This window comes from Nocardia spumae, from assembly GCF_020733635.1.
Taxonomy (GTDB): Bacteria; Actinomycetota; Actinomycetes; order Mycobacteriales; family Mycobacteriaceae; genus Nocardia; species Nocardia spumae.
In genome coordinates this window covers 3,480,093-3,506,837 of the sequence record NZ_JAJFZL010000001.1, presented here as the reverse complement: position 1 = coordinate 3,506,837, position 26,745 = coordinate 3,480,093, and the positions used below count along the sequence as shown (strand labels likewise).

The 26,745-nt window shown below is 68.5% G+C and carries 26 protein-coding genes and 2 pseudogenes; 15 read left to right on the top strand and 13 right to left on the bottom strand.

Annotated features, from left to right (window positions below; genetic code table 11):
* Positions 1-354: 354 nt before the first annotated feature.
* Positions 355-966 (bottom strand): Rv1476 family membrane protein, encoded by a 612-nt coding sequence (locus tag LKD76_RS15710; protein ID WP_227982071.1) that lies wholly within the window; start codon positions 964-966, stop codon positions 355-357.
* Positions 967-1,245: 279 nt separating this feature from the next.
* Between LKD76_RS15710 and LKD76_RS15705 the strand changes: the two genes are divergently transcribed.
* The 5 genes from LKD76_RS15705 to LKD76_RS15685 all read left to right on the top strand — a co-directional run bounded on the left by LKD76_RS15705 (position 1,246) and on the right by LKD76_RS15685 (position 6,956).
* The gene (locus LKD76_RS15705; protein ID WP_227982070.1) at positions 1,246-4,065 is read left to right on the top strand and encodes an aconitate hydratase; all 2,820 of its coding nucleotides are present in this window, start codon (positions 1,246-1,248) and stop codon (positions 4,063-4,065) included.
* Positions 4,066-4,246: 181 nt separating this feature from the next.
* Positions 4,247-4,813 (top strand): TetR/AcrR family transcriptional regulator, encoded by a 567-nt coding sequence (locus tag LKD76_RS15700; protein WP_227985257.1) that lies wholly within the window; start codon positions 4,247-4,249, stop codon positions 4,811-4,813.
* 109 nt (positions 4,814-4,922) lie between these two features.
* Entirely contained in the window at positions 4,923-5,339 is a 417-nt protein-coding gene (locus LKD76_RS15695; protein ID WP_227982069.1) for an acyl-CoA thioesterase, read from the top strand.
* Positions 5,340-5,513: 174 nt separating this feature from the next.
* Positions 5,514-5,984 (top strand): hypothetical protein, encoded by a 471-nt coding sequence (locus LKD76_RS15690; protein WP_227982068.1) that lies wholly within the window; start codon positions 5,514-5,516, stop codon positions 5,982-5,984.
* Between the two features lie 12 nt (positions 5,985-5,996).
* Positions 5,997-6,956 (top strand): MvdC/MvdD family ATP grasp protein, encoded by a 960-nt coding sequence (locus LKD76_RS15685; RefSeq protein WP_227982067.1) that lies wholly within the window; start codon positions 5,997-5,999, stop codon positions 6,954-6,956.
* A gap of 19 nt (positions 6,957-6,975) precedes the next feature.
* Here the strand turns inward: LKD76_RS15685 and LKD76_RS15680 are convergent, their stop codons facing one another.
* Positions 6,976-7,491, bottom strand: a complete 516-nt coding sequence (locus tag LKD76_RS15680; protein WP_227982066.1) for a MarR family winged helix-turn-helix transcriptional regulator — start codon at positions 7,489-7,491, stop codon at positions 6,976-6,978.
* 71 nt (positions 7,492-7,562) lie between these two features.
* Between LKD76_RS15680 and LKD76_RS15675 the strand changes: the two genes are divergently transcribed.
* Complete coding sequence (locus tag LKD76_RS15675) at positions 7,563-8,066, top strand: cupin domain-containing protein (protein ID WP_227982065.1); 504 nt, start codon at positions 7,563-7,565, stop codon at positions 8,064-8,066.
* A 172-nt stretch (positions 8,067-8,238) separates the two neighbouring features.
* Here the strand turns inward: LKD76_RS15675 and LKD76_RS15670 are convergent, their stop codons facing one another.
* The 3 genes from LKD76_RS15670 to LKD76_RS15660 all read right to left on the bottom strand — a co-directional run bounded on the left by LKD76_RS15670 (position 8,239) and on the right by LKD76_RS15660 (position 10,565).
* Positions 8,239-8,481, bottom strand: coding sequence for a helix-turn-helix domain-containing protein (locus tag LKD76_RS15670; protein WP_227982064.1), 243 nt, complete (start codon positions 8,479-8,481; stop codon positions 8,239-8,241).
* Positions 8,482-8,620: 139 nt separating this feature from the next.
* Positions 8,621-10,252: an ABC-F family ATP-binding cassette domain-containing protein gene (locus tag LKD76_RS15665; RefSeq protein ID WP_227982063.1), complete on the bottom strand. Its 1,632-nt coding sequence runs from the start codon at positions 10,250-10,252 to the stop codon at positions 8,621-8,623.
* 142 nt (positions 10,253-10,394) lie between these two features.
* Complete coding sequence (locus tag LKD76_RS15660) at positions 10,395-10,565, bottom strand: hypothetical protein (RefSeq protein ID WP_227982062.1); 171 nt, start codon at positions 10,563-10,565, stop codon at positions 10,395-10,397.
* 382 nt (positions 10,566-10,947) lie between these two features.
* Here LKD76_RS15660 and LKD76_RS15655 point away from each other — a divergent pair, with 382 nt between their 5' ends.
* From LKD76_RS15655 to LKD76_RS15640, 4 genes are all read left to right on the top strand, one after another.
* On the top strand, positions 10,948-12,234 hold the full coding sequence (locus LKD76_RS15655) for a cytochrome P450 (protein ID WP_372465818.1): 1,287 nt from the start codon (positions 10,948-10,950) through the stop codon (positions 12,232-12,234).
* Between the two features lie 31 nt (positions 12,235-12,265).
* Positions 12,266-13,186 (top strand): SDR family NAD(P)-dependent oxidoreductase, encoded by a 921-nt coding sequence (locus LKD76_RS15650; RefSeq protein ID WP_227982060.1) that lies wholly within the window; start codon positions 12,266-12,268, stop codon positions 13,184-13,186.
* Positions 13,187-13,422: 236 nt separating this feature from the next.
* The gene (locus LKD76_RS15645; RefSeq protein ID WP_227982059.1) at positions 13,423-13,560 is read left to right on the top strand and encodes a hypothetical protein; all 138 of its coding nucleotides are present in this window, start codon (positions 13,423-13,425) and stop codon (positions 13,558-13,560) included.
* Positions 13,561-13,784: 224 nt separating this feature from the next.
* On the top strand, positions 13,785-14,225 hold the full coding sequence (locus LKD76_RS15640) for a hypothetical protein (protein ID WP_227982058.1): 441 nt from the start codon (positions 13,785-13,787) through the stop codon (positions 14,223-14,225).
* 11 nt (positions 14,226-14,236) lie between these two features.
* Here the strand turns inward: LKD76_RS15640 and LKD76_RS15635 are convergent, their stop codons facing one another.
* Positions 14,237-14,809, bottom strand: a complete 573-nt coding sequence (locus tag LKD76_RS15635) for a TetR/AcrR family transcriptional regulator (RefSeq protein WP_227982057.1) — start codon at positions 14,807-14,809, stop codon at positions 14,237-14,239.
* A 312-nt stretch (positions 14,810-15,121) separates the two neighbouring features.
* Between LKD76_RS15635 and LKD76_RS15630 the strand changes: the two genes are divergently transcribed.
* A complete protein-coding gene (locus tag LKD76_RS15630) occupies positions 15,122-16,720 on the top strand; it encodes a GMC oxidoreductase (RefSeq protein WP_227982056.1) in 1,599 nt (532 codons plus the stop codon).
* Here LKD76_RS15630 and LKD76_RS15625 read toward each other — a convergent pair.
* Entirely contained in the window at positions 16,713-18,194 is a 1,482-nt protein-coding gene (locus LKD76_RS15625) for a carboxylesterase/lipase family protein (RefSeq protein WP_227982055.1), read from the bottom strand. The two genes, LKD76_RS15630 and LKD76_RS15625, sit on opposite strands and share 8 nt — an antisense overlap.
* 62 nt (positions 18,195-18,256) lie before the next feature.
* Here LKD76_RS15625 and LKD76_RS32165 point away from each other — a divergent pair, with 62 nt between their 5' ends.
* The gene (locus LKD76_RS32165; RefSeq protein WP_227982054.1) at positions 18,257-18,868 is read left to right on the top strand and encodes a TetR/AcrR family transcriptional regulator; all 612 of its coding nucleotides are present in this window, start codon (positions 18,257-18,259) and stop codon (positions 18,866-18,868) included.
* 6 nt (positions 18,869-18,874) lie between these two features.
* Here the strand turns inward: LKD76_RS32165 and LKD76_RS15615 are convergent, their stop codons facing one another.
* The 3 genes from LKD76_RS15615 to LKD76_RS15605 form a co-directional block, all read right to left on the bottom strand.
* Complete coding sequence (locus tag LKD76_RS15615) at positions 18,875-20,257, bottom strand: ABC1 kinase family protein (protein ID WP_227982053.1); 1,383 nt, start codon at positions 20,255-20,257, stop codon at positions 18,875-18,877.
* Positions 20,258-20,448: 191 nt separating this feature from the next.
* A complete protein-coding gene (locus LKD76_RS15610; RefSeq protein WP_227982052.1) occupies positions 20,449-21,099 on the bottom strand; it encodes a TetR/AcrR family transcriptional regulator in 651 nt (216 codons plus the stop codon).
* A gap of 482 nt (positions 21,100-21,581) precedes the next feature.
* Positions 21,582-21,875 (bottom strand): hypothetical protein, encoded by a 294-nt coding sequence (locus tag LKD76_RS15605; protein WP_227982051.1) that lies wholly within the window; start codon positions 21,873-21,875, stop codon positions 21,582-21,584.
* Between the two features lie 177 nt (positions 21,876-22,052).
* Between LKD76_RS15605 and LKD76_RS15600 the strand changes: the two genes are divergently transcribed.
* Positions 22,053-22,817: an SDR family oxidoreductase gene (locus LKD76_RS15600; protein ID WP_227982050.1), complete on the top strand. Its 765-nt coding sequence runs from the start codon at positions 22,053-22,055 to the stop codon at positions 22,815-22,817.
* On the opposite strand, the gene LKD76_RS15595 is transcribed toward LKD76_RS15600, so the two are convergent.
* Entirely contained in the window at positions 22,818-23,693 is an 876-nt protein-coding gene (locus LKD76_RS15595) for a hypothetical protein (protein ID WP_227982049.1), read from the bottom strand. It abuts the gene before it with no gap.
* Positions 23,694-23,836: 143 nt separating this feature from the next.
* Between LKD76_RS15595 and LKD76_RS15590 the strand changes: the two genes are divergently transcribed.
* Entirely contained in the window at positions 23,837-24,916 is a 1,080-nt protein-coding gene (locus LKD76_RS15590; RefSeq protein ID WP_227982048.1) for a lycopene cyclase family protein, read from the top strand.
* Here the strand turns inward: LKD76_RS15590 and LKD76_RS15585 are convergent.
* Together LKD76_RS15585 and LKD76_RS15580 are read right to left on the bottom strand one after the other, a co-directional pair.
* Positions 24,907-25,647 carry a PP2C family protein-serine/threonine phosphatase gene (locus tag LKD76_RS15585; protein WP_227982047.1) on the bottom strand — a complete coding sequence of 247 codons (741 nt, stop codon included), beginning with the start codon at positions 25,645-25,647 and terminating at the stop codon, positions 24,907-24,909. The genes LKD76_RS15590 and LKD76_RS15585 overlap by 10 nt on opposite strands.
* 332 nt (positions 25,648-25,979) lie before the next feature.
* Positions 25,980-26,099, bottom strand: a pseudogene (locus LKD76_RS15580) (methylmalonyl-CoA mutase); the annotation flags it as partial.
* Between the two features lie 273 nt (positions 26,100-26,372).
* Here LKD76_RS15580 and LKD76_RS32340 point away from each other — a divergent pair.
* Positions 26,373-26,705: pseudogene (locus LKD76_RS32340) on the top strand (asparagine synthase-related protein); the annotation flags it as partial.
* Between the last annotated feature and the right edge of the window lie 40 nt (positions 26,706-26,745).

The window sequence follows — 26,745 nt, the reverse complement described above, 5'->3', positions numbered from 1 at the left end:
CGACCGGTCGAGGCGTCGCCGCACGAGCACCAGCGGCCCGTCCCTCCTCGGGGGGACGCTGGAGGCCCATGTGACACTTCTTCCCCAAAAGCGTCAATCGAAACCGTACGACACTTCCTTCACAGAGGAAACATCGGACGACAAATCACACGCGGGTAATTTTTCAGGTAGCCATGAATTTGCTACCGCGAATACGGGTTCGGGAGTGCAAACAAACCGATCGTTCAGTTTCGTTTGCGGAAGCGGGACATATCGCCCGCCGGTATACGCACTTCGAGACGTCGAAACCTCCCCGGCGATCAGCCAGCATCGCCGGGGATCACGCCGTCACGGCGCGTGGGTGACGAACTGCCGCTACCGAGCGGCGGGGTCGGCCGTTGCTTCCGGCGCCGCGGCACGCGCGCCCGCCGCACGGCGGGATTTCACGACGTACAGGCCACCGATCACGACCACCAGGCCTGCCAGCAAAACCGCGGTAATCGCGGTCCAGGACACCTTCTCCGGCGCTTCGAGACGATCGACGAAGATCTGCGCGGCGGTAGTGGCATGACCGCCGCCCTGGAATTTGGCCTTGTCCTCGGCCCACTCCAGCCGGGAACGGCTGATCGTATCGCTGTAGGTACCGATCCAGTCGTCGCTGAACACGACGACGGTGCCGTGCTCGGACTTGCCGAGCGTGGTGGCCAGGTCACGCAGGTCCGAGTCCCGGCCCCGATTCCCCTGCACGACCACGATGTCGAGATCGATGCCGTGCGCCCGCGCCTGGTCGGCGATCTCGGCGAGTTTGTCCTGCTTCGTTTCCTCGGGCGCCGCGACGTGATTGTCGGCCAGGTCCGCCACTATGGCATCGACATCGGTATCCGGCGGCAGCGCAGCGGCCATTGGGGTGAAAACCGAGGCATACGAGACGGTCATCTTCCATCCGGTCTTGTCGAGCCGCCGACTCCAGCGGCGGACGTCCAACACATTCACATGATCAACACACACCGGCCGGCACACCGGAGGCGACAACTCCGACGGGGCCTGCGAGCACAGTACGCGACGGGCGCATGATGGATTGCGGCACGCCGCGCCGGACGTGCCCCGCACGTTTCATAGGACAAGCGTACTGTTAGAGTTCGGAAGTACGAGGCGCGCAGCCCGAAAACGCGCCCTCGACGACAGCCACCGGCGCAGCCCCGCCGGTGGCCACCCCCGGGGCCCGCACGCGCCCCGATCGGAACACCGACGAGTGGAGCTGAACGTATGACAAGTATCGATACATTCGGCGCCAAGGGCACCCTCGAGGTCGGAAGCAACTCCTACGAGATCTTCCGCCTCTCGGCCGTGCCCGGCACCGAGAAGCTGCCCTACGCCCTGAAGGTCCTCGCGGAGAACCTGCTTCGCACCGAGGACGGCGCCAACATCACCGCCGACCACATCCGCGCCATCGCGAACTGGGACCCGTCGGCCGAGCCGAGTATCGAGATCCAGTTCACCCCCGCCCGCGTGATCATGCAGGACTTCACCGGCGTGCCCTGTATCGTCGACCTGGCCACCATGCGCGAGGCCGTCACCGCCCTGGGCGGCGACCCCAACAAGGTCAACCCGCTGTCGCCCGCCGACATGGTCATCGACCACTCGGTCATCCTCGACGTCTTCGGCCGCGCCGACGCCCTCGAGCGCAACGTCGACCTCGAGTACCAGCGCAACGGCGAGCGCTACCAGTTCCTGCGCTGGGGCCAGGGCGCCTTCGACGACTTCAAGGTCGTCCCCCCGGGCATGGGCATCGTGCACCAGGTCAACATCGAGTACCTGGCGCCCACCGTCATGACCCGCAACGGCCAGGCCTACCCCGACACCTGCGTCGGCACCGACTCGCACACCACCATGGTCAACGGCCTGGGCGTGCTGGGCTGGGGCGTCGGCGGTATCGAGGCCGAGGCCGCGATGCTGGGCCAGCCGGTCTCCATGCTGATCCCGCGGGTCGTCGGCTTCAAGCTGACCGGTGAGATCAAGCCGGGCGTCACCGCCACCGACGTCGTGCTCACCGTCACCGACATGCTGCGCAAGCACGGTGTGGTCGGCAAGTTCGTCGAGTTCTACGGCGCCGGTGTGGCCGAGGTTCCGCTGGCCAATCGCGCCACCCTGGGCAACATGAGCCCCGAGTTCGGCTCCACCGCGGCGATCTTCCCGATCGACGAGGAGACCATCAACTACCTGCGCCTCACCGGCCGCACCGACGAGCAGCTCGCGCTCGTCGAGGCGTACGCCAGGGAGCAGGGCATGTGGCACGACGCCGCCCACGAGCCCGCGTACTCGGAGTACCTGGAGCTGGATCTGGCCACCGTGGTGCCGTCCATCGCCGGCCCGAAGCGCCCGCAGGACCGAATCCTGTTGTCGGAGTCCAAGACCGCGTTCCGCAAGGACATCCACAACTACACCGACGACGCGGAGAGCGGCCCGGCCGCCGAGACCCCGCACACCCACCTGGACGAGGCCATCGAGGAGTCCTTCCCGGCTTCCGATCCGGCGGTGCTGTCGTTCGCCGATGCCGACGACGACGCGCGGGTACCCTCCGCCGCCAACGGCAATTCCGGGCGTCCGTCCAAGCCGGTCAAGGTCTCCGATCCCGAGCGCGGTGATTTCGTGCTCGATCACGGTGCCGTCGTGGTCGCGGGTATCACCTCCTGCACCAACACCTCGAACCCGTCGGTCATGATCGGCGCGGCGCTGCTGGCCCGCAACGCGGTCGAGAAGGGCCTGGCGTCCAAGCCCTGGGTGAAGACCAATATGGCCCCGGGCTCGCAGGTCGTCGCCGACTACTACGAGAAGGCCGGTCTGTGGCCGTACCTGGAGAAGCTGGGCTTCTTCGTGGGCGGCTTCGGCTGCACCACCTGCATCGGCAACACGGGCCCGCTGCCCGACCAGATCTCCAAGGCGATCAACGACAACGATCTGTCGGTCACCGCGGTGCTCTCGGGTAACCGCAACTTCGAGGGTCGTATCTCCCCCGACGTGAAGATGAACTACCTGGCCTCGCCGCCGCTGGTCATCGCCTACGCGCTCGCGGGCACCATGGATTTCGACTTCGAGACCGATGCCCTGGGCAAGGACTCCGACGGCAACGACGTGTTCCTGCGCGACATCTGGCCGTCGCCGCAGGAGATCGACGACACCATCAAGTCGGCGATCAGCCGGGACATGTTCACCAAGTCCTACGCCTCGGTCTTCGAGGGCGACGAGCGCTGGAAGGGTCTCAACACCCCCGAGGGCGACACCTTCGCGTGGGACGAGAACTCGACCTACGTTCGCAAGGCGCCGTACTTCGACGGCATGTCGATGGACCCGGCCCCGGTCGAGGACATCACCGGCGCCCGCGTGCTGGCGCTGCTGGGCGATTCGGTCACCACCGACCACATCTCCCCGGCCGGTCCGATCAAGCCGGGCACCCCGGCGGCGCAGTACCTCGACTCGCACGGTGTCGAGCGCAAGGACTACAACTCCCTGGGCTCGCGTCGCGGTAACCACGAGGTGATGATCCGCGGCACCTTCGCCAACATCCGGCTGCGCAACCAGCTGCTCGACGATGTCTCGGGTGGTTACACCCGCGACTTCACCCAGGACGGTGGCCCGCAGGCGTTCATCTACGACGCCTCGCAGAACTACCAGGCCGCGGGCATCCCGCTGGTCGTGCTGGGCGGTAAGGAATACGGGTCCGGTTCGTCTCGCGACTGGGCCGCCAAGGGCACCCGCCTGCTGGGTGTCAAGGCCGTCATCACCGAGTCGTTCGAGCGCATCCACCGCTCCAACCTCATCGGCATGGGCGTCATCCCGCTGCAGTTCCCCGCGGGCGAGTCGGCCGGGTCGCTGGGTCTGGACGGCACCGAGGTGTTCGACATCGAGGGCATCACCAAGCTCAACGAGGGCACCACGCCGAAGACCCTGAAGGTCACCGCGACCAAGTCCGATGGCGAGAAGGTCACCTTCGACGCGGTCGTGCGCATCGACACCCCCGGTGAGGCCGACTACTACCGCAACGGCGGCATCCTGCAGTTCGTGCTGCGCAACATGATCCGCGGCTGATCATCCGCGCCTGCGGTGTTTCGACACACCGCGCCGGGTCCGGCCACCGGTGGGTAGCCGGGCCCGGCGCGAATATCGTTGCGCCGCCGATGATCTACGCGCGCTCGACGCTCGTACTGTGACAACCCCCGCGCCGGATCGTCCCGGCGCGGGGGTCCGCGCATTCCCGCTGGAGGAGCCCATGCCCAAGGTCAGTGACGATCACCTCGCCGCCCGGCGCAGCCAGATTCTGGACGGGGCGCGGCGGTGTTTCGCCGAATTCGGGTACGAGGGCGCCACCGTCCGCCGCCTCGAGGAGGCCATCGGCCTGTCGCGCGGGGCGATCTTCCATCACTTCCGGGACAAGGACGCACTGTTTCTCGCCCTGGCCCAGGAAGATGCCGGACGAATGGCCGAAGTCGCCGCCAACGAGGGCATCGTGCAGGTCATGCGGGAGATGCTCGACAATCCGGAGCAGTACAACTGGCTCGGCACCCGGCTCGAGATCGCCCGGCGGCTGCGGACCGATCCGGAGTTCGCGGCCGGCTGGACCCAGCGATCGGCCGAGCTGACCGCGGCCACGCTGGCCCGTCTGGAGCGTCGCAAGGCGGCGGGGGCGTTGCGCGACGACGTGCCCACCGATGTGCTGCTCGGTTATCTGGATCTCGTCCTCGACGGCCTCATCGCCCGGATCGCCTCCGGGCACGTCAACGAGAATCTCACCGCGGTGCTCGATCTGGTCGAGGCCTCGGTCCGGCGTAAGGACTGATCCCGGCCCGCGCCATTCGAATCGACAGTGCCCCAACACCATTGCCGCCCGTGACCGACACCACGCGGAATTCGGAAATAGCGGGCATACAGCGGAGGTTCGCCCGAGTATGACCTTTTCCGTGCCCGTTACCGTTCGCGGTTACGAACTCGATGTCAACGGCCACCTCAATCAGGCCGTGTACCACCAGTACGCCGAGCACGCGCGGTGGGAGATCCTGCGTGCGGCCGGGCTGCTGCCGGACAAGATGCGCCTGTCCGGACTCGGTCCGGTGGTCCTGGAATCCAACGTCAAGTACCTGCGCGAACTGCACCTCGGTGACGAGATCACCATCACCTGCCGGACCCGCTGGGGCTCCGGCAAGGCGTTCTGGATGGATCAGCAGATCCGCAAACTCGACGGCACCGTCTCCGCCGAGTTCTCGGTCGTGCTCGGACTGATGGATCTCCAAGCGCGCAAACTCGTATCGAATCCGAGCGAGCGTTTTCTCGAGCTCGCCGAATCCGCCGATGTACTCGGCCTGTGAAGCGTTGACAGCTCAACCGAATATCTTTCGGCGATAGCGTTTTCCACGTCCCGCCCAGGCCGGGTATTTGCACCGAAATTCTTTCGATGCGAACCGGTCGGGCGCCGTCGCGGGCTATGATCCAGTTCACGCTCGACTTCCGGGGCAAATCGCGAGCAGATCGGAGTCCAGCCCATGAGCCATGCCCGCCGCCAGGTGCCCGACACCCGGCCGCGCCCACAACCCCAGCGATCGGCACCGCCGCTGTCCGGAAGCCTGGTCGCCGAATCCCGCGACACCATCAGTGTTCGGGTCGCCGAGGGTACCTGGACCCTCGACCGTGACGATGTCCTCCAACTCCGCGACGGATCCCCGGGCGCGGATCCCGGCACCGCCGAACGAGCGGTCCTGGTGTGGATACGCCCCGGCGCCGCAGCCGATTTCACGCAGCGCCGCCGGATTCAGCTGACCGAGCGCCCGTTGACCCTCCCGCCGCAGCCCAGCCCCGCGGTCGATGATGACGCACTGGATCGGCTCACCGACCAGTGGGCTCGCCGGCTGCGGCTCCGGCGCGCGCCCGGCGTCGTCGGAGCGACCGTGAGCTACAGCCAGACGAACAGCCGAGGTATCGGTGACGACGGTACGGCCTGCGACAGCCTGGACTGAGGGACAGCCGCGATGAGTGCCCGTTCGCCGGGTGCCGTACTGATCGTCTCGGAAAGCGGCGATCTGCACGCCGATGCGATGGCCTCGACACTGCGAAAGAGCTACCGGCTCAGTCCGATTCTTCTCGATATGCGTGACTTTCCGCATGAGAGCGGCAGTTTCCGGCTCGACCGAGCGGGCACCGCTCGATCACTGTCGCATCTGCCCGGTCTCGACGAGGTGACCTCGGTCTGGTGGCGGCGGCCCCACCGATGCCGGGTGCCCGGTGGCTTCCACAACGGTGACGACGATTTCCGCCAGGCCGAATGCGACGGTTTCCTGCAGGGCCTGCTGTGGTCCATTCCCGCCGTCTGGGTCAACGATCCCGGCGCCGACCGCACCGCCACCCGCAAGATCGTGCAACTCGACACCGCGCGGCGCTGCGGTTTCGCGATTCCGGAGACCCTGATCACCAACGATCCCGACGAAGCCCGGAGTTTCGTCGACTCCCGCGGCGGTTCGGTCGTCTACAAGCGCACCGGCACCGGGCGAGCCGAATTCACCGAGACCCGGATCGTGGGGGTCGACGATATCGCGCGACTGGGCACGATCCGTTCGGCGCCGACCACCTTCCAGGACTATGTCGAGGCCGAATGCGATCTCCGGGTGGTGTGGATCGATGGGGTCGAATGGGCGGTCCGGATCGATTCGCAAGCCGGTGCGGGCTGGGTGGATTCACGATTGGACACCTCGGTCGCGTTCACTCCCGAACGACTGCCCGCGTCGGTGAGCAAGGCGCTGACCACACTGATGGGCGCGCTCGGTCTGGGATTCGGTGTCCTCGACCTCCGTCTCGGACTCGACGGTGAGTACTACTTCCTCGAGGTGAATCCGCAGGGCCAGTTCGCCTACCTGGAGATCAAGACGGGTCTGCCGATCTTCGCCAGCCTGGCCCGGTTTCTCGTCCACGGCGAGGCGATGATCAGCGACTGATCACCGGAATCGGGACGGGTCATCGCCCGGCCCCGTCGTGTTCGAGCGCGACGAGCAGGGTGCGGGCGATCCGATCGAGTTCGCCACGGTCGTGTTCCGTCAGTGCCGACAGCAGCCGGGTCTCGTTCTCGGTATGCGCGGTGACCACCTCGTCCACCCGCTCCCGACCGGCCGGGGTGAGCGCGACCCGGACCGCGCGCCGGTCCGCCGGATCGGCGATGCGCCGCACCAGCCCGGCCGATTCCAGGCGGTCCAGCCGGCCGGTCATCCCTGCCCGCGAGAGCATGAGGGTGTCGGCCAGCACCGATGGCGTGAGTTCGAAGGGCTCTCCCGAACGCCGCAGTGCCGCAAGCACATCGAACTCCCCGCGGTGCAGACCGTGCGCGGTGAAAACGGCCTCGATCTCACGTTCGGCGAGCACCTGCATCCGGCCGAGGCGGCCGATGATCGCCATCGCCGCCAGATCCAGGTCGGGTCGTTCCCGCCGCCACTGTTCCACGATCGCGTCCACCGCATCGGTCTGCTGTCCGGCCATGGACACACTCTATTCGATGGGATATAGTTCGGTAGCGAATTATCAAGCGCCGAACTACACCGGAGGTTCCGATGTCCACCACCACCCCCCGCATCCCCGCCGCCGTCGTCCAGCCCGCCGAGGCCGAGGTCCGCGCGACCGACGCGGTGACGATGCGGCTGCTCCTGGACTCGAGTCGCACCGGCGGCAGTGTCAGCACCCTGGAGGTGACCATGACAGCGGGCGCCGACGGCGCGACCCCGCACTACCACACGCTCTCGGACGAACTCTTCTACGTCGCCGACGGTGAATTGCAGGTCCTGGCGGGCGACGAGATCGTCACCGTCGGCGCGGGCGGTGCGATCACCGTCCCGCGCTTCATGCCGCACGCGTTCGGCGCCGCCCCCGGCTCGCCGGCCCGCATCCTCATCGCTTTGACTCCCGCGGTGGAGCGATTCGGCTACTTCCGCCTCCTCGAGCGGGTCGCCGCGGGTGAGGCGACGCTCGCCGAACTCGCCGCCACCCAGGAGGAGTTCGACAACCACTTCGTCGACGCACCGGCGTGGTGGGCCGAACGCAACGCGAACCGGGCATGAGCGGTCGACACGGAAACCTTACGGTCACAACGGATTACCGCGTGCTCGCGAAGAATTCCGCATCCGGCCGGCGCCGCCGGTTCTCCGTCGTCCGGCCGGGCGCGGACGAGCGAATCCCCGCGCGGACCGATCAACAGGTACGCGCGCGGATCACTCGGCCGAGGCCGGCCGATCAGGCCTTACTGATCGCCTTACGACGGTTGGCACCACCACGACTGCGGAGCTGCACATGCGACTCCACCAGAACGTTGTGGATGAACCCATACGAACGGCCGGTCTCACGCGCCAGTGATCGGATACTGGCGCCCGCCTCGTATTGCTTCTTGAGCTGGGTCTGTAGCCGGTCGCGCGATTTGCCCGTCACGCGCGTGCCCTTACCCAACATCGACTTCCCCTGTGCGGGCCTGTCACTCATGGCTTCCTCCGGTCGCCGTGCAGCCTGATTCCAGGCTAGACACTCGACCGGCAGTGATCAACGCCTCATTGTGATGAAACTCACCGATTGCGAAGATATTTCGCCGCGCCCGGCGCGTCGCGCCGGGAACTCGCCGCGCTCAGGCCAGCTGAATGAGCTCGAGATAGTCCTGCGACCAGTGATCCTCGGTGCCGTCGGGCAGCATGATCACTCGTTCCGGGTTCAGAGCCTCGGCCGCACCCGGGTCGTGGGTCACCAGGACGACCGCGCCCGCATAGCTGCGCAGCGCGTCGAGGACCTGTTCGCGCGAGACCGGGTCGAGGTTGTTGGTGGGCTCGTCCAGCAGCAGGACGTTCGCGGCCGAGGAGACCAGTCCGGCCAGGGCCAGACGGGTCTTCTCACCGCCGGACAGCGTGCCCGCGGGCTGGTCCAGCTGTGGACCCGAGAACATGAACGCGCCCAGCAGGCCGCGGAGGTCCTGTTCGCCCGCGTCGGGCGCCGCGTGCCGGATGTTCTCCCAGACGGTGGCCTGATCGTCGAGGGTGTCGTGCTCCTGCGCGAAGTAGCCGATCCGCAGGCCACGGCCCGGATCGATCTGCCCGGCCGTGAGCGTCTCCACCCCGGCGAGCAAACGCAGCATGGTCGTCTTACCCGCTCCGTTGAGACCCAGGATCACCACCCGGCTGCCCTTGTCGATGGCCAGGTTCACCCCGGTGAAGATCTCCAGCGATCCGTAGAGCTTGGTCAGGTTCGTGGCCATCAGCGGCGTCTTGCCGCAGGGAGCGGGCTCGGGGAACTTGATGCGCGCGACCTTGTCGGCCACCCGGATCTCGTCGACCTCCGACAGCATGCGCTCGGCGCGCTTGACCATCTGGTGTGCCGCAGCGGCTTTCGTCGCCTTCGCGCCGAGTTTCGCGGCCTGCTGCTTGAGCGCTGAGGCCTTCTTCTCCGCATTGGCACGCTCGCGCACGCGGCGCTGTTCGTCGGTGGCGCGGGCGTCGAGATATTTCTTCCAGCCCATGTTGTAGATGTCGGCCTCACCACGCACCGCGTCGAGGAACCACACCTTGTTCACCACGTCGCCGAGCAGTTCGACATCGTGGGAGATCACGATCAGTCCGCCGTCGTGGTTCTGCAGGAAGCCGCGCAGCCAGGTGATGGAGTCGGCGTCGAGGTGGTTGGTGGGCTCGTCGAGCAGCAGCGTGGTGTCCGACTTGCCGCCGGAGCCGTCCGAAGCGCTGAACAGAATGCGCGCCAACTCGATTCGCCGTCGCTGACCACCCGACAGCGTGCGCAGCGCCTGGCCCAGTACCCGCTCCGGCAGACCGAGGCTGTTGCAGATGCGGGCGGCCTCGCTCTCGGCGACATAGCCGCCCAGCGCCGAGAACCGCTCCTCGAGCCGGCCGTACTTGCGCACCGCCTTCTCGCGCTCGGCGTCATCGGCCACCTCGGCCATCAGCGCCTGCTGCTTCTCCATATCGCGAATGAGCTTGTCCAGCCCGCGCGCCGACAGCACGCGATCGCGCGCCAGCACATCCAGATCGCCCTCGCGCGGATCCTGCGGCAGATAGCCGATCTCGCCCGAGCGGATCACTTTGCCCGCATACGGCTCGCCCTCCCCCGCCAGGATGCGCAGGGTCGTGGTCTTACCCGCGCCGTTGCGGCCTACCAGGCCGATCCGATCACCGGCCTGCACCCGCAGCGCCGACCCCGGCGCGGTGAGCAGGGTGCGGATTCCGGCCCGGACCTCCAGGTCGGTCGCGGTGATCACAACAGTCTCCTAGCACGATAAAGGGGGCAAACGGTTCGATTGTGCATCCCTCGGACGCACCAGAACCACCTATTTTACCGGCTGTAACCCCACCCGGACGAATCAGCACACCACCCGCAACCGGCCACGACAGCGAGATTCGTCACCATGGCAACCGCCGGGATCCCTCGCGCGAGGCGTCCCAATCGGTCAGCGAATGACGAGCCCGCGCCACAGCGCTGCGGAACTGCGCGCGATCCCCCTGTGGCGCGAAGATGTCGTAGGTGCCGGCCCCCACCGCCGCCACGACCGCGATCAGCAGCAGAGTCGTCATAGGACAAGTCTGCGGCCGGACGCCGCGCGCCACCAGAGCCAGTACCGCGACACTGGCCCGGAGACCGACCGCCGACACATTCGAACCGATGACCGGTTTCTCGTGCGCGGACATGTGCCGGTCAGTAACATCTGCGCGCGTAACCCAGAACGACGGCTCGGCGGGACGCCATCGGCATACGACAAGGGGGCGCGGCACCGGAACCGATAATCACCCGGTCGGGGCCGGCACGAGCCGTCGATATCCCGCAACGACGAACGGCGTTCGCGCGTCGATGTTTTCGCGGGCGCCGATGCGGTGACCGGCGTTCGTCGATTCCCGACGCCGACCTCCGGCCGGACCCCGCCGATCACATCGCATCGTCATCGACCACCACATCCGCATGGAGTTGCCTGCTGTGCCTCTGCCACCCTCACCGGGTCTGTCGCCGAATGAGTGCCCGGTCGTTCACAATTCGCCGGCCCCGCCCGACGGGCGGCGGGTTCGCCTCTACACCGAGGAGTTCGCCGCCGACCCCCACCGCGAATACGACCGCATGCGCCGGCACCACAAGTCCTTCGCCCCGGTGGAACTCGCGCCCGGCGTCCCGGCCACCTTGGTGATCGGATATCAGGCCGCCATCCGAATTCTCAACGACCCCGACCACTTTCCCGCCGATCCACGCATCTGGGAACGCGATGTACCGGCCGACTGCCCGATCCTGCCGATGCTGGGATGGCGGCCCAACGCCTTGCGCAGCACAGGTGCCGAACACGCGCGGTTCCGCGCGGCCAACAGTGAGGCCATCGACAAGGTGGACCTGCACACCTTGCACACCGTCGTCGAACGGATCGCGATTCCGCTGATCAACTCCTTCGGGGCGGACGGGCGGGCCGATCTGATCACCCAGTACATCCACCCGCTGGTGTTCACCACGTTGAACACGATGCTCGGTATCGAGCCGGATATCGGCCAGCGGGTAACCGCCGGTATGACGGCCATCTTCGACGCCACCGGCGACGCCGAAGAGGGAAACCGGGTGCTCACCGCCGCCCTTCAGGAACACACCCGCCGCAAACGCAGCGCGCCCGGCGACGACATCACCTCCCGGCTCATCGCCCACGACGCCGGGCTCGACGACGAGGAGATGATCAACCAGCTGGTCACCCTCTACGGCGCGGGCATCGAACCACAGGTCCATCTGGTCGCCAACGCGCTACTGCTGATGACGACCGACGATCGGTTCTCCGGAAGTCTGCTCGCCGGCAGTCTGGCCACCCGCGACGCCCTGGATTGGGTGCTGTTCAACAACCCGCCGCTCGCCAACTATTGCGCCAGCTATCCGCGCCAGCCGATCCTCGTCGACGACGTCTGGCTGCCTGCACACCAGCCGGTGCTGATCAGCATCGCCGCCTGCAACGACGATCCGCTGGTCCGCACGGGCGATCGCAACGGCAATCGCTCCCACCTCGCCTTCAGCGCCGGACCGCACGCCTGTCCCGCCCGCCGGATCGGATACCTGGTCGCACAGGACGCGGTCGATCAGCTGCTGGACGCGCTGCCCGATATCGAACTCGCCGTCCCGGCGGACGAATTGCATTGGCGCCCGGGCCCGTTCCACCGCTCACTGTCCGCGCTGCCGGTGCGCTTCCCGCCCTCCCCGCCGCTGAACATCTCCTCGGGTCCGTGACGCCGCGACGCCGCGGGGTTACCTTCGTGGCATGCACACCCTCGTGATGACGGGCGCGACCCGCGGGATCGGCCGGGTCGCCGCACGGTGCATCATGCGCACCGCGCCGGAGGCCCGGCTGCTGGTACTCGCCCGCGGTTCCTCGGGCGCGCGGATGTGCGCGGAGCTGGCCGGCGCGGGGTATGCCGCGTCCGCCGTCGAGGCAGACCTGTCGTCACTGTCGAGCGTGCGCGCGGCCGCCGGCGCCATCCACGACCTGCTCGACCGGGGCGAAGTGCCGCCGCTCGCCGGATTCGTCGGCAACGCCGGTATCCAGTACACCGACGACATCACCGAGACCGACGACGGACTGGAGGCCACCTTCACCGTCAACGTGCTCGCCAACCACCTGCTGCTGCGCACGCTCGCCGACCGGTTCATCGTCGGGTCGCGCAGCGTGATCACCGTCAGCGACACCCATTTCGGCGATCTGCGGCACAACCTGGGCATGGTGCCCGGTCCGGTCTGGCACTCCCCCGACGTCCTGGCCCGGCCGCGCGCCTTCCCTCATCCCACGAGCACCTCCGCGGGCCGGATCGCCTACTCCACGAGCAAGCTGGCGATGATCCACCTGGTCCACGAGTACGCACGCCGACTGCCGGCCGGAGTCGACATCCTGTCCTACAATCCCGGCTTCGTGCCCGGGACCGATCTGGCCCGCAACGCCGGGCCCGCGGCCCGATTCGCCATGCGCCGCATCGCACCGCTGCTGACCGTCACCCCGCTGGCCACCGATGCCGAGACGGCGGGACGCCGGCTCGCCGCGGTCGTCACCGGCGCGGTCGCCGCGCCCACCGGCAGCTACATCGATCGCGACCGGGTCGCCGACTCCTCCCGCGATTCCTACGACCCGGTGCGGGAACGCGACCTGTGGGACTACGCCGAACAGCTCACCGCCTCGCATCGGGTCTGAGCCGCCCGCACGACGACCTCGCGCCCGACACCGCGCCTGCCGCTGGGCGCCGGCATCGCCGGTGTGCTGATCTACCTGAGCAACGGCAGCACCCGGGGCTGGGGGTAGCTGTCGGCGTTGAGCCGGCTCATCGGCGGCGTGATCCTGCCGGTGGCGTTCTACGCCGGGGAGTTGTTCACCCCGAGCCGATCAACGCCCCCGGGCACGTCGAGGACCGTAAACTCGACAGCGGCCCGATGGCACAACTGCCCGACGGCGCGGCCTATACGAACATCTTCCATCTGTTCGCCGGCGCGGCAGTGGTCGCCTTCGTCCTGGCTCTGGTGTTGTTGCGCTACTACGACCGCCCGAGCACCGGAGGGACCGCCCACTGACCGACGAGATCCGTTCTCGCCGTGTTCATTTCCGCCGAGGTCACAGGAGGGTACGTGACCGGCCGACGCACCGACAGGGTCGCATTCGTCACCGCTACCGCCGGGGATCTCGCCGAGACACGTCCGCCGGCTCGCCTCCGACGAGTCCCGCTACCTCACTGGCGCCGCGATCCCGGTGGACCGAGGCAGCACGCAGCACCGAACACAGTGGTTGGGAGAGACAGATGAGTGACTTCGACATCGCCGGACCGGATCCGCGACTGACCGAATCACTGTGCGCCGCGGCGCGAGAGCTCGGCGATCAAGTCCGCGCCGTCCTGTTGCACAGCCCCCGCCCGGTATTCCTGTTCTATCTGGCGCAGACCTTCGAGGCGCTGGAATCGGACCGCGCTCGCGGCCGTCGACCGGTCCCGGCGACACCCGCGCAGCAGCTGTGCCTGCAGCTGATGCTCACCCACGCCGAGCGGCGCGCTCCCGGCCGGGACCTGTCCCTGATCCGCCCGCAGTCGCTGGACCGCACCGGTGCCGATATCGCGGCCGACCTTCGCGCGATCATCGGAAAGTCCGGGGACACCTGCGATTTCATCGCGCTGGGCGATCTGCTCACCGCGGGCGGAATGGCCGCGTTCTTCGCACCGTTCGACTCCACCGACCTGGTCGCGTGATCATCCGCGGGTCACGGCACCGCGGCGGGATCGCGCAGTCCGCGCATGAGCAAACCCCAGGCCCGCCGGGCCGTGGCCCTGCGGGCCGGTAGTTGGGTCTTGATCAGGACGGTGGCCAGCATCGCCAGCGCCATCACCACATCGTCGGCGCTCAGATCGGCGCGCAGGGTCCCGCGCTGATCCTGGTCGGCGAGTTTGGCGTCGATCAGGTCGACCACCCGGCGCGACACCTCGAACAGCCTCGGGTCGTCGAATCCGGTCGGGTCGATGGTCGCGATGAATCCGGCCGAGACCGCGATCTGGTCGACGATGAAATCGAGCAGATTCTCCGCTGTCGTCCCGGGCCGGTTCGCGACCTCCTCGATGGCGACGATGTTGTCGTCGAAGACGGCCAGAATCATCGATTCACGGTTCGGGAAGTGCCGGTAGAGCACGCCCGGGCCGACCCCGGCGGCGCGGGCTATGGAACTCAGGGGCGCGTCGAAGCCGTTCTCGGCGAATACGTCCCGCGCGGCGCGAACCAGAGCCCGCCGGTTCTCCGCAGCGGCCTTAGGCCCTCGATTGGCCCGGGGTGACGCGGTCATCGCACTGACGTTACCGCACCCGCGGCTCGGTCCTTTCCGCCGCGACCCGCGGGCCCGGCCGAGACCCCGCCCCCTGGGCGGCCCCCCACCACACGCTCGGGCGACGTTCGGCGCGAGCGGATTTCGCACCCACCGGACCCTGCCCCTGCAACACGTTGCAGTTGACGTGACGCACCGGTTCGTACACACTGCCCTGTGCAACCGGAGCTATGTGTCCGGTTGGGTGTCGAGCAGCTCGCCCCCCTTCCGCAGTCGGTGAGGCCGAGCCGCTCGACGCCGGTTACGTACCTGTAGGTCTTGTATGGAGTGTGCATGCCCCCGATGAAGCGACGCTCGTTCCTGGTCGGCGCGACCGCGGCCGGACTGACCCTGGCCACCGCGGCCACCGCGAGCGCCCAGCCCTGGATGAGCACCGGGAGACGTCGGACGTCGGTCCCGCTGACCAGGCAAGACCATCGCGTCGTCATCATCGGATCCGGTTTCGGCGGCGGAGTCAGCGCACTGCGCCTGGCTCGAGCCGGTGTCGATGTGCTGGTGCTCGAACGCGGAATGCGCTGGCCGACCGGCCCGAACGCCGACACCTTCCCGCATCCTTCGCGCCCGGACAAACGGATGCTGTGGTACCGCTCGGCACCCGAGGTCCTGGGCCGGCCGGTATCGGTCGGGCGCTACACCGGACTGCTCGAGGCGGTCGTCGGCGACAACATGACAGCGGTGTGCGCTGCCGGTGTGGGCGGCGGATCGCTGGTCTACCAGGGGATGACCCTGCAGCCGACCGAGGCCGCGTTCAATACGGTCCTGCCGCCCGAACTGGACTATTCGACGATGGCCCGCGACCACTATCCGCGAGTGGCCCGGATGCTCGGTGCCGCCGTGGCCCCCGACGAGCTGATCGACAGCCCCACCTATCTGCCGTCGCGGGCTTTCGCCCGCAATGTGACCGCGGCCGGCTATCCACTGTCGAAGATCCCGATGCCGATCGACTGGAATTTCGCGCTGCGCGAGCTGCGCGGAGAGATGAAACCGTCCTACACCAACGGCGATTGCGCACTCGGTGTCAACAACGGCGGCAAGCATTCGGTCGATGTCACCTACGTGGCCCAGGCCGAGGCCACCGGGCGGGCCACGGTGCGCACACTGCACGAGGTCACCGATATCGCGCGGACGTCCGACGGCCGCTGGCAGATCCACGTCGATCGCCTCGACCCCACAGGCACGGTGGTCGAGCAGCTGATCCTCACATCCACGGCGCTGATCATGGCCGCGGGCAGTATCAACACCACCAAACTGCTGCTGCGGGCCGCCGCGAAGAAGCAGATTCCGGATCTGCCGGACGGTCTGGGCAGCAACTGGGGCAACAACGGCGACCGCATCTTCACCTGGACCAGCCTCGCCGACGACTTCGGCACCCAGCAGGGCGGCCCGGTCGTCTACGGCAGCAAGGAATGGGACGATCCCGCGACCGCCAACACGGTGATCCAGGCGTCGATTCCACCGGCCGGCCTCGACGCGCACTCCACGATGCTGGTCGGCTTCGGCATCACGCAGGGTCGCGGCCACCTCGCCTACGATTCGGCCACCGACGACGTCGGACTGTTCTGGCCCGCCGACGGCGACGCCGAACTGCAGCAACGCATCGCCGCGCGCGTCCACACCATCGCGGGCCCCGGCAGCACCGTGCTCGACACGAATCTGGCGATGCCGAGCACCTGGCATCCGCTCGGCGGTGCGGCGATGGGCTCGGTCTGCGATCTGGAGGGCCGGGTCCACGGCACCCGCGGGCTCTATGTCCTCGACGGAGCGCTCATCCCGGGCAGTACCGCCGCGTGCAACCCGTCGATGACCATCGCCGCGGTAGCCGAACGAGCCCTCGACCACATCGTCGCCGGCGATATCGGCACCGTCATCTGAGCGACTCGTGCGCGGCGTCCCGGCGGCTCGGCACGGGCCGTTCGCCCAGCCAGATCCGACCGGAGATCGCCAGCGACTCGCCGCCCAGTGCGGGTGGGGTGCTCCAGATCCGGCGCAGTCGATCGGTGTCGTCGAATCGTGGCCACCCCGGATCGCCGGTCGCGGCGAATGCGGTGAAGGCATCGCGCATCGCCGCCGACAACGCGGCGAAGTCGGACGGAATCCGCGCACCGATGAGACTCGCGGCGAGCGGGCTGCCGGGAGTGTCGAAGGTGAAGGGGATGTCGAGGCCGTGACAGGCGCGCAGCGCGCCGTCGCGCGCCGGGCTCGGCCACGCGAATTCGTACAGGTAGGTAGCGGCGCCCGTCTCGGCGTGGGCCTGCGCGCACCACAGCGCCGGGATCCGGAACAGGGCATCGGACAGGATCAGGGCATGGAGGTCGTCGTCGGTGATGCCGGGATGTCCGGCGCGGTAGTCGCGAACCGCATCCGCGTCCAGGCCGCACCCACGAGCGGTGTCGAGGGGATCGATACCCGAGAGGTCGGCGTCGACGGTGAACATCCGCGCCTCGTCCGTGGTGAACCCGCAGATCAGTTCTCGGTTCGTTCCGGATAGTCGCTGTCGCCGGCCTGTCCACGGTGGCGCGTCGAACAGTTCGTTGTCGACGATCAGAGAGTAGGGCGCGTTCGGATGGGTCCAGCGTCCCGGCTCACTCGACATGATCGCCACCGGCGCCATCTGCACCGCGTGAATCCTCTCGGGCGCCAGCGCGGCCAGCGCATCGGCTTTCGCGGCAACGCCGAGCTTCGAGGTGATCATCGCCGACACCGCGCGGGCCTCGTCGGCGGGAACGAAGATCTTTCCCGGACTCTGCGCGATACCGCGCCGAAACAGTTCCGGCGCAACGTCATCGGCGATCAGCCCCAGCACCGACGAGGCGCCGGCCGATTGTCCGATCAAGGTCACCGCGCCCGGATCACCACCGAAGGCGGCGATGTTCTCGTGCACCCATCGGAGTGCGGCGAGTTGGTCGAGTACGCCACGGTTGCACGGTGCGTCGTCGACCCAGCCGAATCCCTCGTATCCCACCCGGTAGTTCACCGTGACCACGACGATGCCCGTGGCGGCATAGGCCGCGCCGTCGAAATCGGTGGTGGCGGCGGTGCCGCCCAGGCACGCGCCACCGTGCAGCCACACCAGCACCGGCATCCCCGAGGACGTGGTGTCGGGAGTCCAGACATTGACGGTGAGGCATTCCGGATCGTCGCCGGGATGCCAGAGAATCGGCTGGGGAACCGAGGAGCCGAACGTCCGCGTATCGCGCACACCATCCCAGCCGCGCGCGGGAGCCGGCGCCTGGAAGCGGCGGGCGCCCTCCAATGGCGCGGCATAGGGAATGCCCAGGAACACCGAGTGCCCCTGCCGCGATTCCCCCCGTACCGCACCGCACTTCGCGCGAACGACGACACTCACCAGCGCCCCCTTCGATCGAACCCATTCTGATATAAGTCACTGTACTAAAAAAAGGAGGTTCGGTGCCGAAGATCGTCGACCGCCGACAGCGTCGCGACGAGGTCGCCGCCGCCCTCTGGCGGGTGGCCTACCGCGAGGGCTGGAGCGCGGTGAGCCTGCGCAGGGTCGCCGCCGAAGCGGGGCTGTCGCTGGGCTCGCTGCAACACTATTTCGCGGGCATGGACGACCTGCTCGACTACGCCGTCGGCGGAGTGCTCGATGTCCTCGACGCGCGGCTCGTCGATCAGCTCACCGCCCTCGCCGACCCACGGCAGGCCGAATCTACTGTGCGCCACGTGCTTCAGAGCATGATCCCGGGCGCGACTCCCGGCACGCCGGTAGCCGACGACGTCGGGCGGATCCAGGTGATGGCCTGGCTGACCGTGGTGGGCGCGGCCGCGCGGAATCCGCAGATGTCGGCGCGGTTGTCCGCCGGTTCCGATCGGCTCGCCCGAGCGATCGCCGAGACCATCCGGATGCGCACCCACCGCCCCCTCGGCACGGCGCGACGCGATGCGCGCGGACTACTGGCCCTCGTCGAGGGCCTGCTGCTTCACCTGGCGCGTGACGATCTCGATCCGGCCGAGGCATCCGCGGTGATCGCGCGCTTCGTGACGGACGTATTCACCCGCTGAGGCCGGTCAACGCGGGTCGACGCGGTCGCGTCGCCATTGCCTCGACGCCTGTCCGATCTCGGTGACCGGGGGCTCGTGATAGAGCCACTCCCGCGCGATCCGATGCCAGTTGTTGGTGGCCTCCAGCTGTCCCAGCACCCCGACGGTGTAGAAGTCCGCGCGCCGCGAGAACAGATGCTCGGGCGGCAGCAATTGGTGGCGCATACCGCGGAACTCCGCGGTGCGTGGATCGACGGCGAGCACGAAGGCGCCGGTCGCCAGTTCGGAGGTGATGGTGATCGGTTCGTCGAGCAGATGCCACCCCGCCGCCGCCCAGGTGTACTCCAGGCATTCCTGCGGCCCCACGTCATGTCCCGGGTCGATGATGCCCTGTTCGGACCACATGTCGTGCAGATCCTCGGCGCGATATTCGGCCGCCGCGCACAACGCCGCGCGCTCCAGCTCCACATGTGCCGGTTCCATCCGGTTGTAGAGGCCGAAATCGATGAAGGCGAGCCGGCCGTCGGCGCCGAGCAGCATATTGCCCGGATGCGGATCTCCGCAGAATTCGTGATCGACGAACAGCGAGCCGACGTAGAAGCGATAGACGAGTTCGCCGATCCGGTCCCGCTCGGGCGCCGCCAGCGTCCGGATCCGATCGAACGATTGCCCGTCGAAGTACTCCGACACCAGAACCCGTGGCGCGCAGAACTCCCCGATGCTGTCGGGGACCGTGATGTAGGGATGGCCGCGATAGCGTCGCGCCACCAGGTGCTGGGTGCGCGCCTCCCGTGGATAATCCAGTTCACCGGTCAGATTCCGGGAGATCTCGTCGAGCACCGCGGTGTCGGCGGCGGTGGGCAGGAAGGATTTCCACAGCCGGGCGAACATCGCGAGGTTGCGCATATCCGCCTCGATGGCGTCGTCCACTCCCGGGTACTGCACTTTCACCGCGACCGCGCGACCGTCGCGCAGCGTCGCCCGGTAGACCTGGCCGATCGAGGCAGCCGCGATCGGCGTCTCGTCGAAGTCGGCGAAGATCCGCCCCAGTGGGCCCAGATCCTCCTCGACGACCGTCCGCATCCGGTCGAACGAGACCGCCGGAGCCTGATCGCGCAGCTGGGCGAGCTTGTCGCGGAACTGATCTCGATACGGCTCGGGCACGAGTTCGAAGTCCAGCACCGACAGCATCTGGCCCAGTTTCATGGCCGCGCCCTTCATACCGCCGAGCACGGTCACCAGCTGCTGCGCGGTCTGCAGGGTCGACCGTTCGGCCAGCAGCCGGCGCGCCTGCTCGGTCCGCCCGACCATGGCGAGGCGGGTTCCGACGCCACGAACAGCCTGCCCGGCAGCGAGCCGGCCCAATGATCGGCCGCGCGCGAAGCGGCTCGTGGGGACTCGACCTGCCACCTCAACCCCTCTTTCGGCGCGGCGCCCGATGCCACACTCACGGTGGTGCCGCCGTCGACCGAACATAATGCGAGCCCGCGCTCACCTTCTACTCCGCTTCCGCGCGCGCCCGGCCGGGTTCGATCAGCAGCGACGATACGAGGCCGGGCGCGGCGGGAGCCCCCGCGATCGCCGATGTCCGTGGCGACCGCTCATTTTCGTGACGCCGCCGCCTCCGGAGCCCGACGCACGGCCTCGCCATCGATCCAGTCGCCGATCATCCGCGCGGTCACATCGATCACCTCGCGGCGCTGCTGTTCGTCGACCTCGACCGCCGATGCCCGCAGGACCGCGGAGAACCCGGTGTTGATCAGCACGAAGGTCATGACATCGAATTCGTGGTCGTCGCCGGGGCCGAGCATCTGAATCAGCATCACCTTGATCAGCAGGCGCAGACGCGGTTCGAATTCCGGAATTCCGCTGCTGTAGAACTGCACGCCCGCGACGAGCGCGCGCACCAGCAGTGCGTTGGCGACCAGTTCCTCGGCGATGGAGCCCAGCAGCCGGGCGGTCAGCTCGTGCGTGGTGAGGTCGGGCAGATCGAATACCCGCTCGGTGGCCCGTCGTTCGACGTTCTCGAGCAGGCGGGCGAGCAATTCCTCGACGATGACGGTGCGGTCGGAGAAGTAGCGGTAGACGGTGCCGATGCTGAGACCGGCCTCGGTGGCGATCCGATTGGTCGAGGTGTTCACGATGCCCCGCTCGCCGAAGAGCCGCGCGGCGGTGTCGAGAATGTGCTCCCGGGTGGCCTTGGCCCGCTCCTGGGTGGGCCGGCGACGCTGCCCGGCGACCTTCGACGCCATCACACACTCCTGCCTGGCCTTCGTCCGTGGACCGATCGCCCATCCTATCCGCGCCGGTCGGCTCGCGCCCGGACCGAGAAATCCGCCGAACTATTTTCCCCGATCGGGAAAAATCGTTACCCTCGATTCCGCGGCCGTCGCCCAGCGTCGTGCGACGCGCCGCGGTCCGGTGGCGGATTCGCCCACCGGGTGCGCCGCCGGCGGTGGTCGTCGGCACGAGAACAGCGAAGGCGACCCATGGCCCACCCCGACCCATCGACGCCCCTCCCCCCAGGACCTGCGCCAGGCCACAGCGCGCTACAACCGCGACCGCGATGCGCGCGACCGTGGCGCGCCGGCCGATCCGATGCCCGCTGACATGGAATCCGCTGTGCGCGAGGACGATTCCCGCAGGACCGGGATCACCGGGCACGAGACGACGCCCGCGAGCCCGCACCGCGGCCGACCAGCGGCCACCCCGCCTCACCGCGGAAGCACGCTTCTCACTGCAGAGAACGCAGCATCGGCCGAGTGTATCGACCGACCCGGTACCGCGCCCGGGACGCGATCGACGGCGGATCGACCGCGGCGGCCGCGCACGTGCGGTCACGACCCGGCACCGCGACCTCGGCGACCAGCTCGCCCAACAGATCTCGGGCCGCTTCGGCCCGCACACGCAGTTCGGGCGAGGCCTCGCTCGTGGCGAGTTCGACGATCGCGTTCAGTTCACCGAAGACCACCACCAGCCGGCGAAGCGCCGCTCGCTGCTGGGCCACCGACAGGCCGTTGATACTCACATTCGACAGATCGCACTACCGCCACCGGATGTTTCGTATCGGGGCGAACGAGTCGGCCGCCCCTCCGCCGGCCCACCAGGAGCACGCGGTACGCAGTGGCGATCCCCCGTGCACCCGGGCGCGCGGGCGCGCGGGGCAGGCCGGCGCAGCTCGGTTCGCTGAGTAAGGTGCCGTCGTATGACTCAGGATCTGTTGGGTAAGGGCGCGCTGGTCAGTGGCGCCAGTCGCGGTATCGGGCATGCCGTGGCGGCCGAGCTGTTGCGGCGTGGGGCGAGCGTGGCGATCACCGCCCGCAAGCCGGAACCGCTCGCGGCCGCGGCGGAGCAGTTGCGCGCGCTCGGTCATCCCGGGAAAGTGCTGGCGCTCGCGGGCAATTCGGGCGACGAATCGGCACGCGCCGAGCAGGTGGCCACCGCGGTCGACGAATTCGGCTCGCTCGACATCCTCATCAACAACACCGGGATCAATCCGGTGTACGGGCCCCTGATGGATGCCGATCTCGACGCCGTACGCAAGATCTTCGATGTGAACGTCGTCGCGGCGCTGGGCTACGTGCAGCAGGCCTACCGGGCCTGGATGGGTGAGCACGGCGGCGCGGTGGTGAATCTGGCCAGTGTGGCCGGACTGCGGTCGACCGATGTCATCGCCGCCTACGGCGCGTCCAAGGCCGCCCTGATCCGGCTCACCGAGGAGCTGGCATGGCAGCTCGGTCCCACGATCCGCGTCAACGCGGTCGCTCCCGGCGTGGTCAAGACGAAATTCGCCGACGCGCTGATCTCCGACGACGAGGACGGCGTCGCGGCGACCTATCCGCTGCGGCGACTGGGCACTCCGGAGGATGTCGCCGCGCTGGTCGGCTTCCTGGTCTCCGATCAGGCGTCCTGGATCACCGGCGAGGTGGTGCGGGTCGACGGCGGCCTGCTGGCCACCGGCGGCATCTGATCAGCGGAAGGCGAGGGCGCCCAGAATATCGCCGTGCCGGTACTTGAGGTACTTCTTGGCGGTCTCCTCGTCGACCGATGTGGTGGCCGTCGCGAAGGTGACCACCAGATACTCCTTCTCGGCGTCGTCCTTCCATTTACCGACCGCGAAGTGGTCGACATAGGTGCCGGGCCGCAGTTTCAGGTCGGCGTCGGTGTACTGCCCCGGCGCCGCCTCGGCCGCATCCGCACTCGACATCCCGAGGATGAACTGGGTCAGCATCAGCGACCCGCCCTCGGCTCGATACACCATCTCGGCCGCGTATTGGCAGCCCAATCCGGTCAACTTGCCGCCGACCTCGATATCGGAGCAGGTCGGGTGGTCGCGGCCCTCGACCCAGTCGGCGTGCAGTTCCACATCGCCGGCTTTGAAGTTCCAGTCCTTGCCGTAGTCCTGGTAGCTGATGTGACCCGAGGTGCCGGGTTTCGCACTGGTGCCGGGCGCGGAGGTGGACGGTGCGGCGCTGGTCGTCCCGGCCTCGGTGCTGGCGGGTACCAGTGCCGGAGTGCTCGACGCCCCGGCGTGGTTCTCGGTGCCGGAGTCCCGGGTGGCGACCACGGCGATACCGCCGGCGATCACCAGCAGGGCGATGACACCGAAGACGATGCCGACGATCAGCCCGCTGTTGTTCTTCGGGGGCTGCGGGGGCGGGTAGCCGCCGTAGCCGGGCTGTTCCCACATCGGCTGCGCGGGCTGGTGATCCCACGACGGCGACTCCCACCCCGTCGGCTGGGCATCCCAGCCGGACCCCGGCCGGCCGGGGTCATGGCCCCAGCCTCCCTCGTGGGGTTGCTGCGGGCCGCTACCGTAGGGCCCGGAGCCGGGGGGATATGTCATCTGCTGCCACCTTCCACATCCCGGGGCAGCACCCTCCGCGGTTCGTCCCCCCGGGCATCGTCCGTCGACCCTACCGGACCCACTGCGCCCCTTGCGATACGCCGGGCGTCCGCCCACCGGTGCCCATCTGCTGCAATAGCCGGGTGAGTGCGGATCTGATCGTCTGCGGACTGGGCCCTGCCGGGCGGGCGCTGGCCCATCGCGCCGCCCGCCTCGGACTGGCTGTGACGGCGATCGATCCGCATCCCGGCCGCCGGTGGCAGGCCACCTACGCGGCCTGGGCCGACGACCTCCCCGACTGGCTGGCACCGCAGGTGGTGGCCGCGACGGTGCCGCATCCGCGCGCCCGTGGCACGCGCTGGTTCACCCTGCCGCGCGCCTATGACGTGTTCGACACCGCCGCGCTGCAGGACAGCCTGGATCTGTCCGGGGTCCGCGTGCTCGCCGACCGGGTCACCGGCATCGAGCGGCCCGGCCGCGTACTGCTGGCCTCCGGAACGACCCTCACCGGCGGCCGGGTCGTCGACGCGCGCGGCCTCGCCCGGGCACCGCGGCGGGCCGAGCAGACCGCGTACGGCATCGTGGTCCACGACGACGGTGATCCCCCTGCCGTTTTCATGGACTGGTGCCGTGACAACGGCGCGACCGCGGACGAGATCCCGTCTTTCCTGTACACGATCCCCCTCGGCGGTGGCCGGATCCTGTACGAGGAGACCTGCCTGGCGGGGCGGCCGGCGTTGTCCCCCGAACACCTGCGGCGCCGCCTCGCGTACCGATTGCGCTGCCGGGGAATCGAATTCGGCACCGTCGAGGCGGTCGAGCGCGTGCGGTTCCCGCTCGAGGGCGGCCGTCCTCGCGACAACGCGTTCGGCGCTGCCGGCGCCCTGCTGCACCCGGCGACCGGATACAGCCTGGCGGCCACGCTGTCGGCCGCCGACTCGGTCGCCCGCGGCCGTTCGCTGTGGTCCCCTTCCGCGCGACTGGTGCACATCCTGCGTACAGCCGGGCTGCGCGCGCTGCTGGCGCTGCCGCCGCACGAGATTCCGGTGTTCTTCGATACCTTCTTCGCGCTGCCGCCCGCGCGGCAGCGGGCCTACCTGTCGGGACGCTCCGATCTGCGCGGCACCGTCGTGGCGATGTCGGCGCTGTTCCGCGAACTGCCGTGGCCGCTGCGGCGGGTCCTGGCGAGCGCCGCGGCCGGGGCGATCCCGGATCACCGGTGATCGAAGACCAGCGCGGTGGTGTTGTCGGTGGCCCCCGCCGTGATCGCGGCCTCGACCAATGCGTCGGCGGCGGAAGCGGCGGAGTCGGAGTCGGCGAGGATCTGCTTGATCTCGGTCATGGCCAGCGTCTTGTGGACGCCGTCGGTGCTCAGCAGCCACCGTCCGGTGCCGGTACCGGTGACGCCGTGGCCGATCGCGTCGGCGCGCACGGTACGCGCCGAGGTCGTCACCATGTGATGCATCCGCGGGGCGACGGCGATGCCGCGCGCATTCATCATCTCGGCGACGGTGTGATCGCTGGTGACCTGATGTAGCACCCGCCCGTTCCAGTGGTAGGCCCGGCAATCGCCCACCCAGGCGATATCGCAGGGCCCGTCGACGCGATCCGGGGTCGGGCAGACGGCCACGACCATCACGCTGTCGGCCGAGGGCTCGGGAAACTCACGCAGCAATTGCTGTTGTGCGGCAAGCAGTCCCGCCACCGCGCTGCCGCCCACGGCCACCCGCGCCGCGACCTGGGCCACGGTCCGGGCCGCGCGAGCGGCCAGCAGATGATCGCCGATCCCGTCGGCGACGGCGAAGGCGCTGCGGCCGACCGCCGAGTCGATATACCCCGACACCGCATCGGCATTGAGTGATCTGCCACCGCGCCGGCTCACCGAATGCGCCGTGATCCCGGTGAGCCGCATCAGCTCACGCCGGGTGATTGCCGTCGTCACCGCTGTGTGCACGGCCGACCTCCTCGACTGCCCCTGCCGACTGTGGTTCCGTTCACTCACGCCGACGACCACTTGAGCCTCGACAAGCGCGCGTTGCCCGAACGGAACCACCTGCCGCAACTATGTCAGTCCGGACCGTGTTCAACCTGTGAAAACGGGCACGAGTTCATCACAGGCGGTCGCCCGACGCCCGGTCAGAGCGACCGGGCATCGGCGTATCGGTCCGAAATGCCCGAGCCGGCGCGGACGGAATCGGCGCGCCGACCGCCCCTCGTGACCGGGCCGACGCTCGCTCGCGGCCACCTCGTGACCTCCGGCCGTGGACGACGCCGATCGGGCGCCGATCAGCTCGATTCCGGTGCGGGAGCGGGAGTGCCGGTCAGTGCGCGGATCTCGGTCACCAGCGATTCCAGCGGGGTGCCGGTCGGGAAGACCGCCGCCGCACCGGCCTCGAGCAGTCGCGGCCACGCGCCGCATCACCTCGGTGGCGGACAGCTCGATGTGCACGCCCTCGCCGCGCATCCGCTCGAGCCGATCCCGCAGGAGACCTCCGAGACGGGCGCACGCGGTCCGGCGCCGGCTACGACTCGACATCGGTCAGCTTCCTCGCCGCGCGGGGACCGGCGCGGATCACGCTGCTGACCGCTCGCGGTCGCGATTCCGCCAACGAGGACCTCGACCGGGCGCTGCGCTTTCCGGAACTGGAGCACAGGATTCTGCCGGAATCGAAGCTGCCCTTGACATATGCCGGATCGACGGATGGTCCTACCTGGTTGAACGAACCGTCGCCGCTGATCGTCGGCAGAAGCCGGGTCGGCGCACTCACCCGGCTGGCCGCGACCTTCGGCCCGCGTGTGCATCTGACGGGCCATGGCGGTGACCATGTCTTCAGCGGCGCACCCGCCCGCTATCGCCATCTGCTCCGGCACCGTCCGGTCACGGCGTGGCGGGGACTGCGGGCATTCGGCGCTCTCGGCGGATGGCGTATGCGAGACCTCCTCTACAGCGCGCTCGAACCGTCCGATTTCCATACCCGGTGGAAGAATTCCGATCCTGTCGTCGGCGTAAGCGACAAGCGCAAACCCATGCTGGGCGATCGTTCCGTCGACG

Bases quoted from the DNA above. Each gene is read 5' to 3' on its own strand.
- LKD76_RS15705 (WP_227982070.1), top strand. From the start codon at position 1,246: ATGACAAGTATCGATACATTCGGCGCCAAGGGCACCCTCGAGGTCGGA.
- LKD76_RS15700 (WP_227985257.1), top strand. From the start codon at position 4,247: ATGCCCAAGGTCAGTGACGATCACCTCGCCGCCCGGCGCAGCCAGATT.
- LKD76_RS15695 (WP_227982069.1), top strand. From the start codon at position 4,923: ATGACCTTTTCCGTGCCCGTTACCGTTCGCGGTTACGAACTCGATGTC.
- LKD76_RS15690 (WP_227982068.1), top strand. From the start codon at position 5,514: ATGAGCCATGCCCGCCGCCAGGTGCCCGACACCCGGCCGCGCCCACAA.
- LKD76_RS15685 (WP_227982067.1), top strand. From the start codon at position 5,997: ATGAGTGCCCGTTCGCCGGGTGCCGTACTGATCGTCTCGGAAAGCGGC.
- LKD76_RS15680 (WP_227982066.1), bottom strand. From the start codon at position 7,491: ATGGCCGGACAGCAGACCGATGCGGTGGACGCGATCGTGGAACAGTGG.
- LKD76_RS15675 (WP_227982065.1), top strand. From the start codon at position 7,563: ATGTCCACCACCACCCCCCGCATCCCCGCCGCCGTCGTCCAGCCCGCC.
- LKD76_RS15670 (WP_227982064.1), bottom strand. From the start codon at position 8,481: ATGAGTGACAGGCCCGCACAGGGGAAGTCGATGTTGGGTAAGGGCACG.
- LKD76_RS15660 (WP_227982062.1), bottom strand. From the start codon at position 10,565: ATGACGACTCTGCTGCTGATCGCGGTCGTGGCGGCGGTGGGGGCCGGC.
- LKD76_RS15655 (WP_372465818.1), top strand. From the start codon at position 10,948: ATGGAGTTGCCTGCTGTGCCTCTGCCACCCTCACCGGGTCTGTCGCCG.
- LKD76_RS15650 (WP_227982060.1), top strand. From the start codon at position 12,266: ATGCACACCCTCGTGATGACGGGCGCGACCCGCGGGATCGGCCGGGTC.
- LKD76_RS15645 (WP_227982059.1), top strand. From the start codon at position 13,423: ATGGCACAACTGCCCGACGGCGCGGCCTATACGAACATCTTCCATCTG.
- LKD76_RS15640 (WP_227982058.1), top strand. From the start codon at position 13,785: ATGAGTGACTTCGACATCGCCGGACCGGATCCGCGACTGACCGAATCA.
- LKD76_RS15635 (WP_227982057.1), bottom strand. From the start codon at position 14,809: ATGACCGCGTCACCCCGGGCCAATCGAGGGCCTAAGGCCGCTGCGGAG.
- LKD76_RS15630 (WP_227982056.1), top strand. From the start codon at position 15,122: ATGCCCCCGATGAAGCGACGCTCGTTCCTGGTCGGCGCGACCGCGGCC.
- LKD76_RS15610 (WP_227982052.1), bottom strand. From the start codon at position 21,099: ATGGCGTCGAAGGTCGCCGGGCAGCGTCGCCGGCCCACCCAGGAGCGG.
- LKD76_RS15600 (WP_227982050.1), top strand. From the start codon at position 22,053: ATGACTCAGGATCTGTTGGGTAAGGGCGCGCTGGTCAGTGGCGCCAGT.
- LKD76_RS15595 (WP_227982049.1), bottom strand. From the start codon at position 23,693: ATGACATATCCCCCCGGCTCCGGGCCCTACGGTAGCGGCCCGCAGCAA.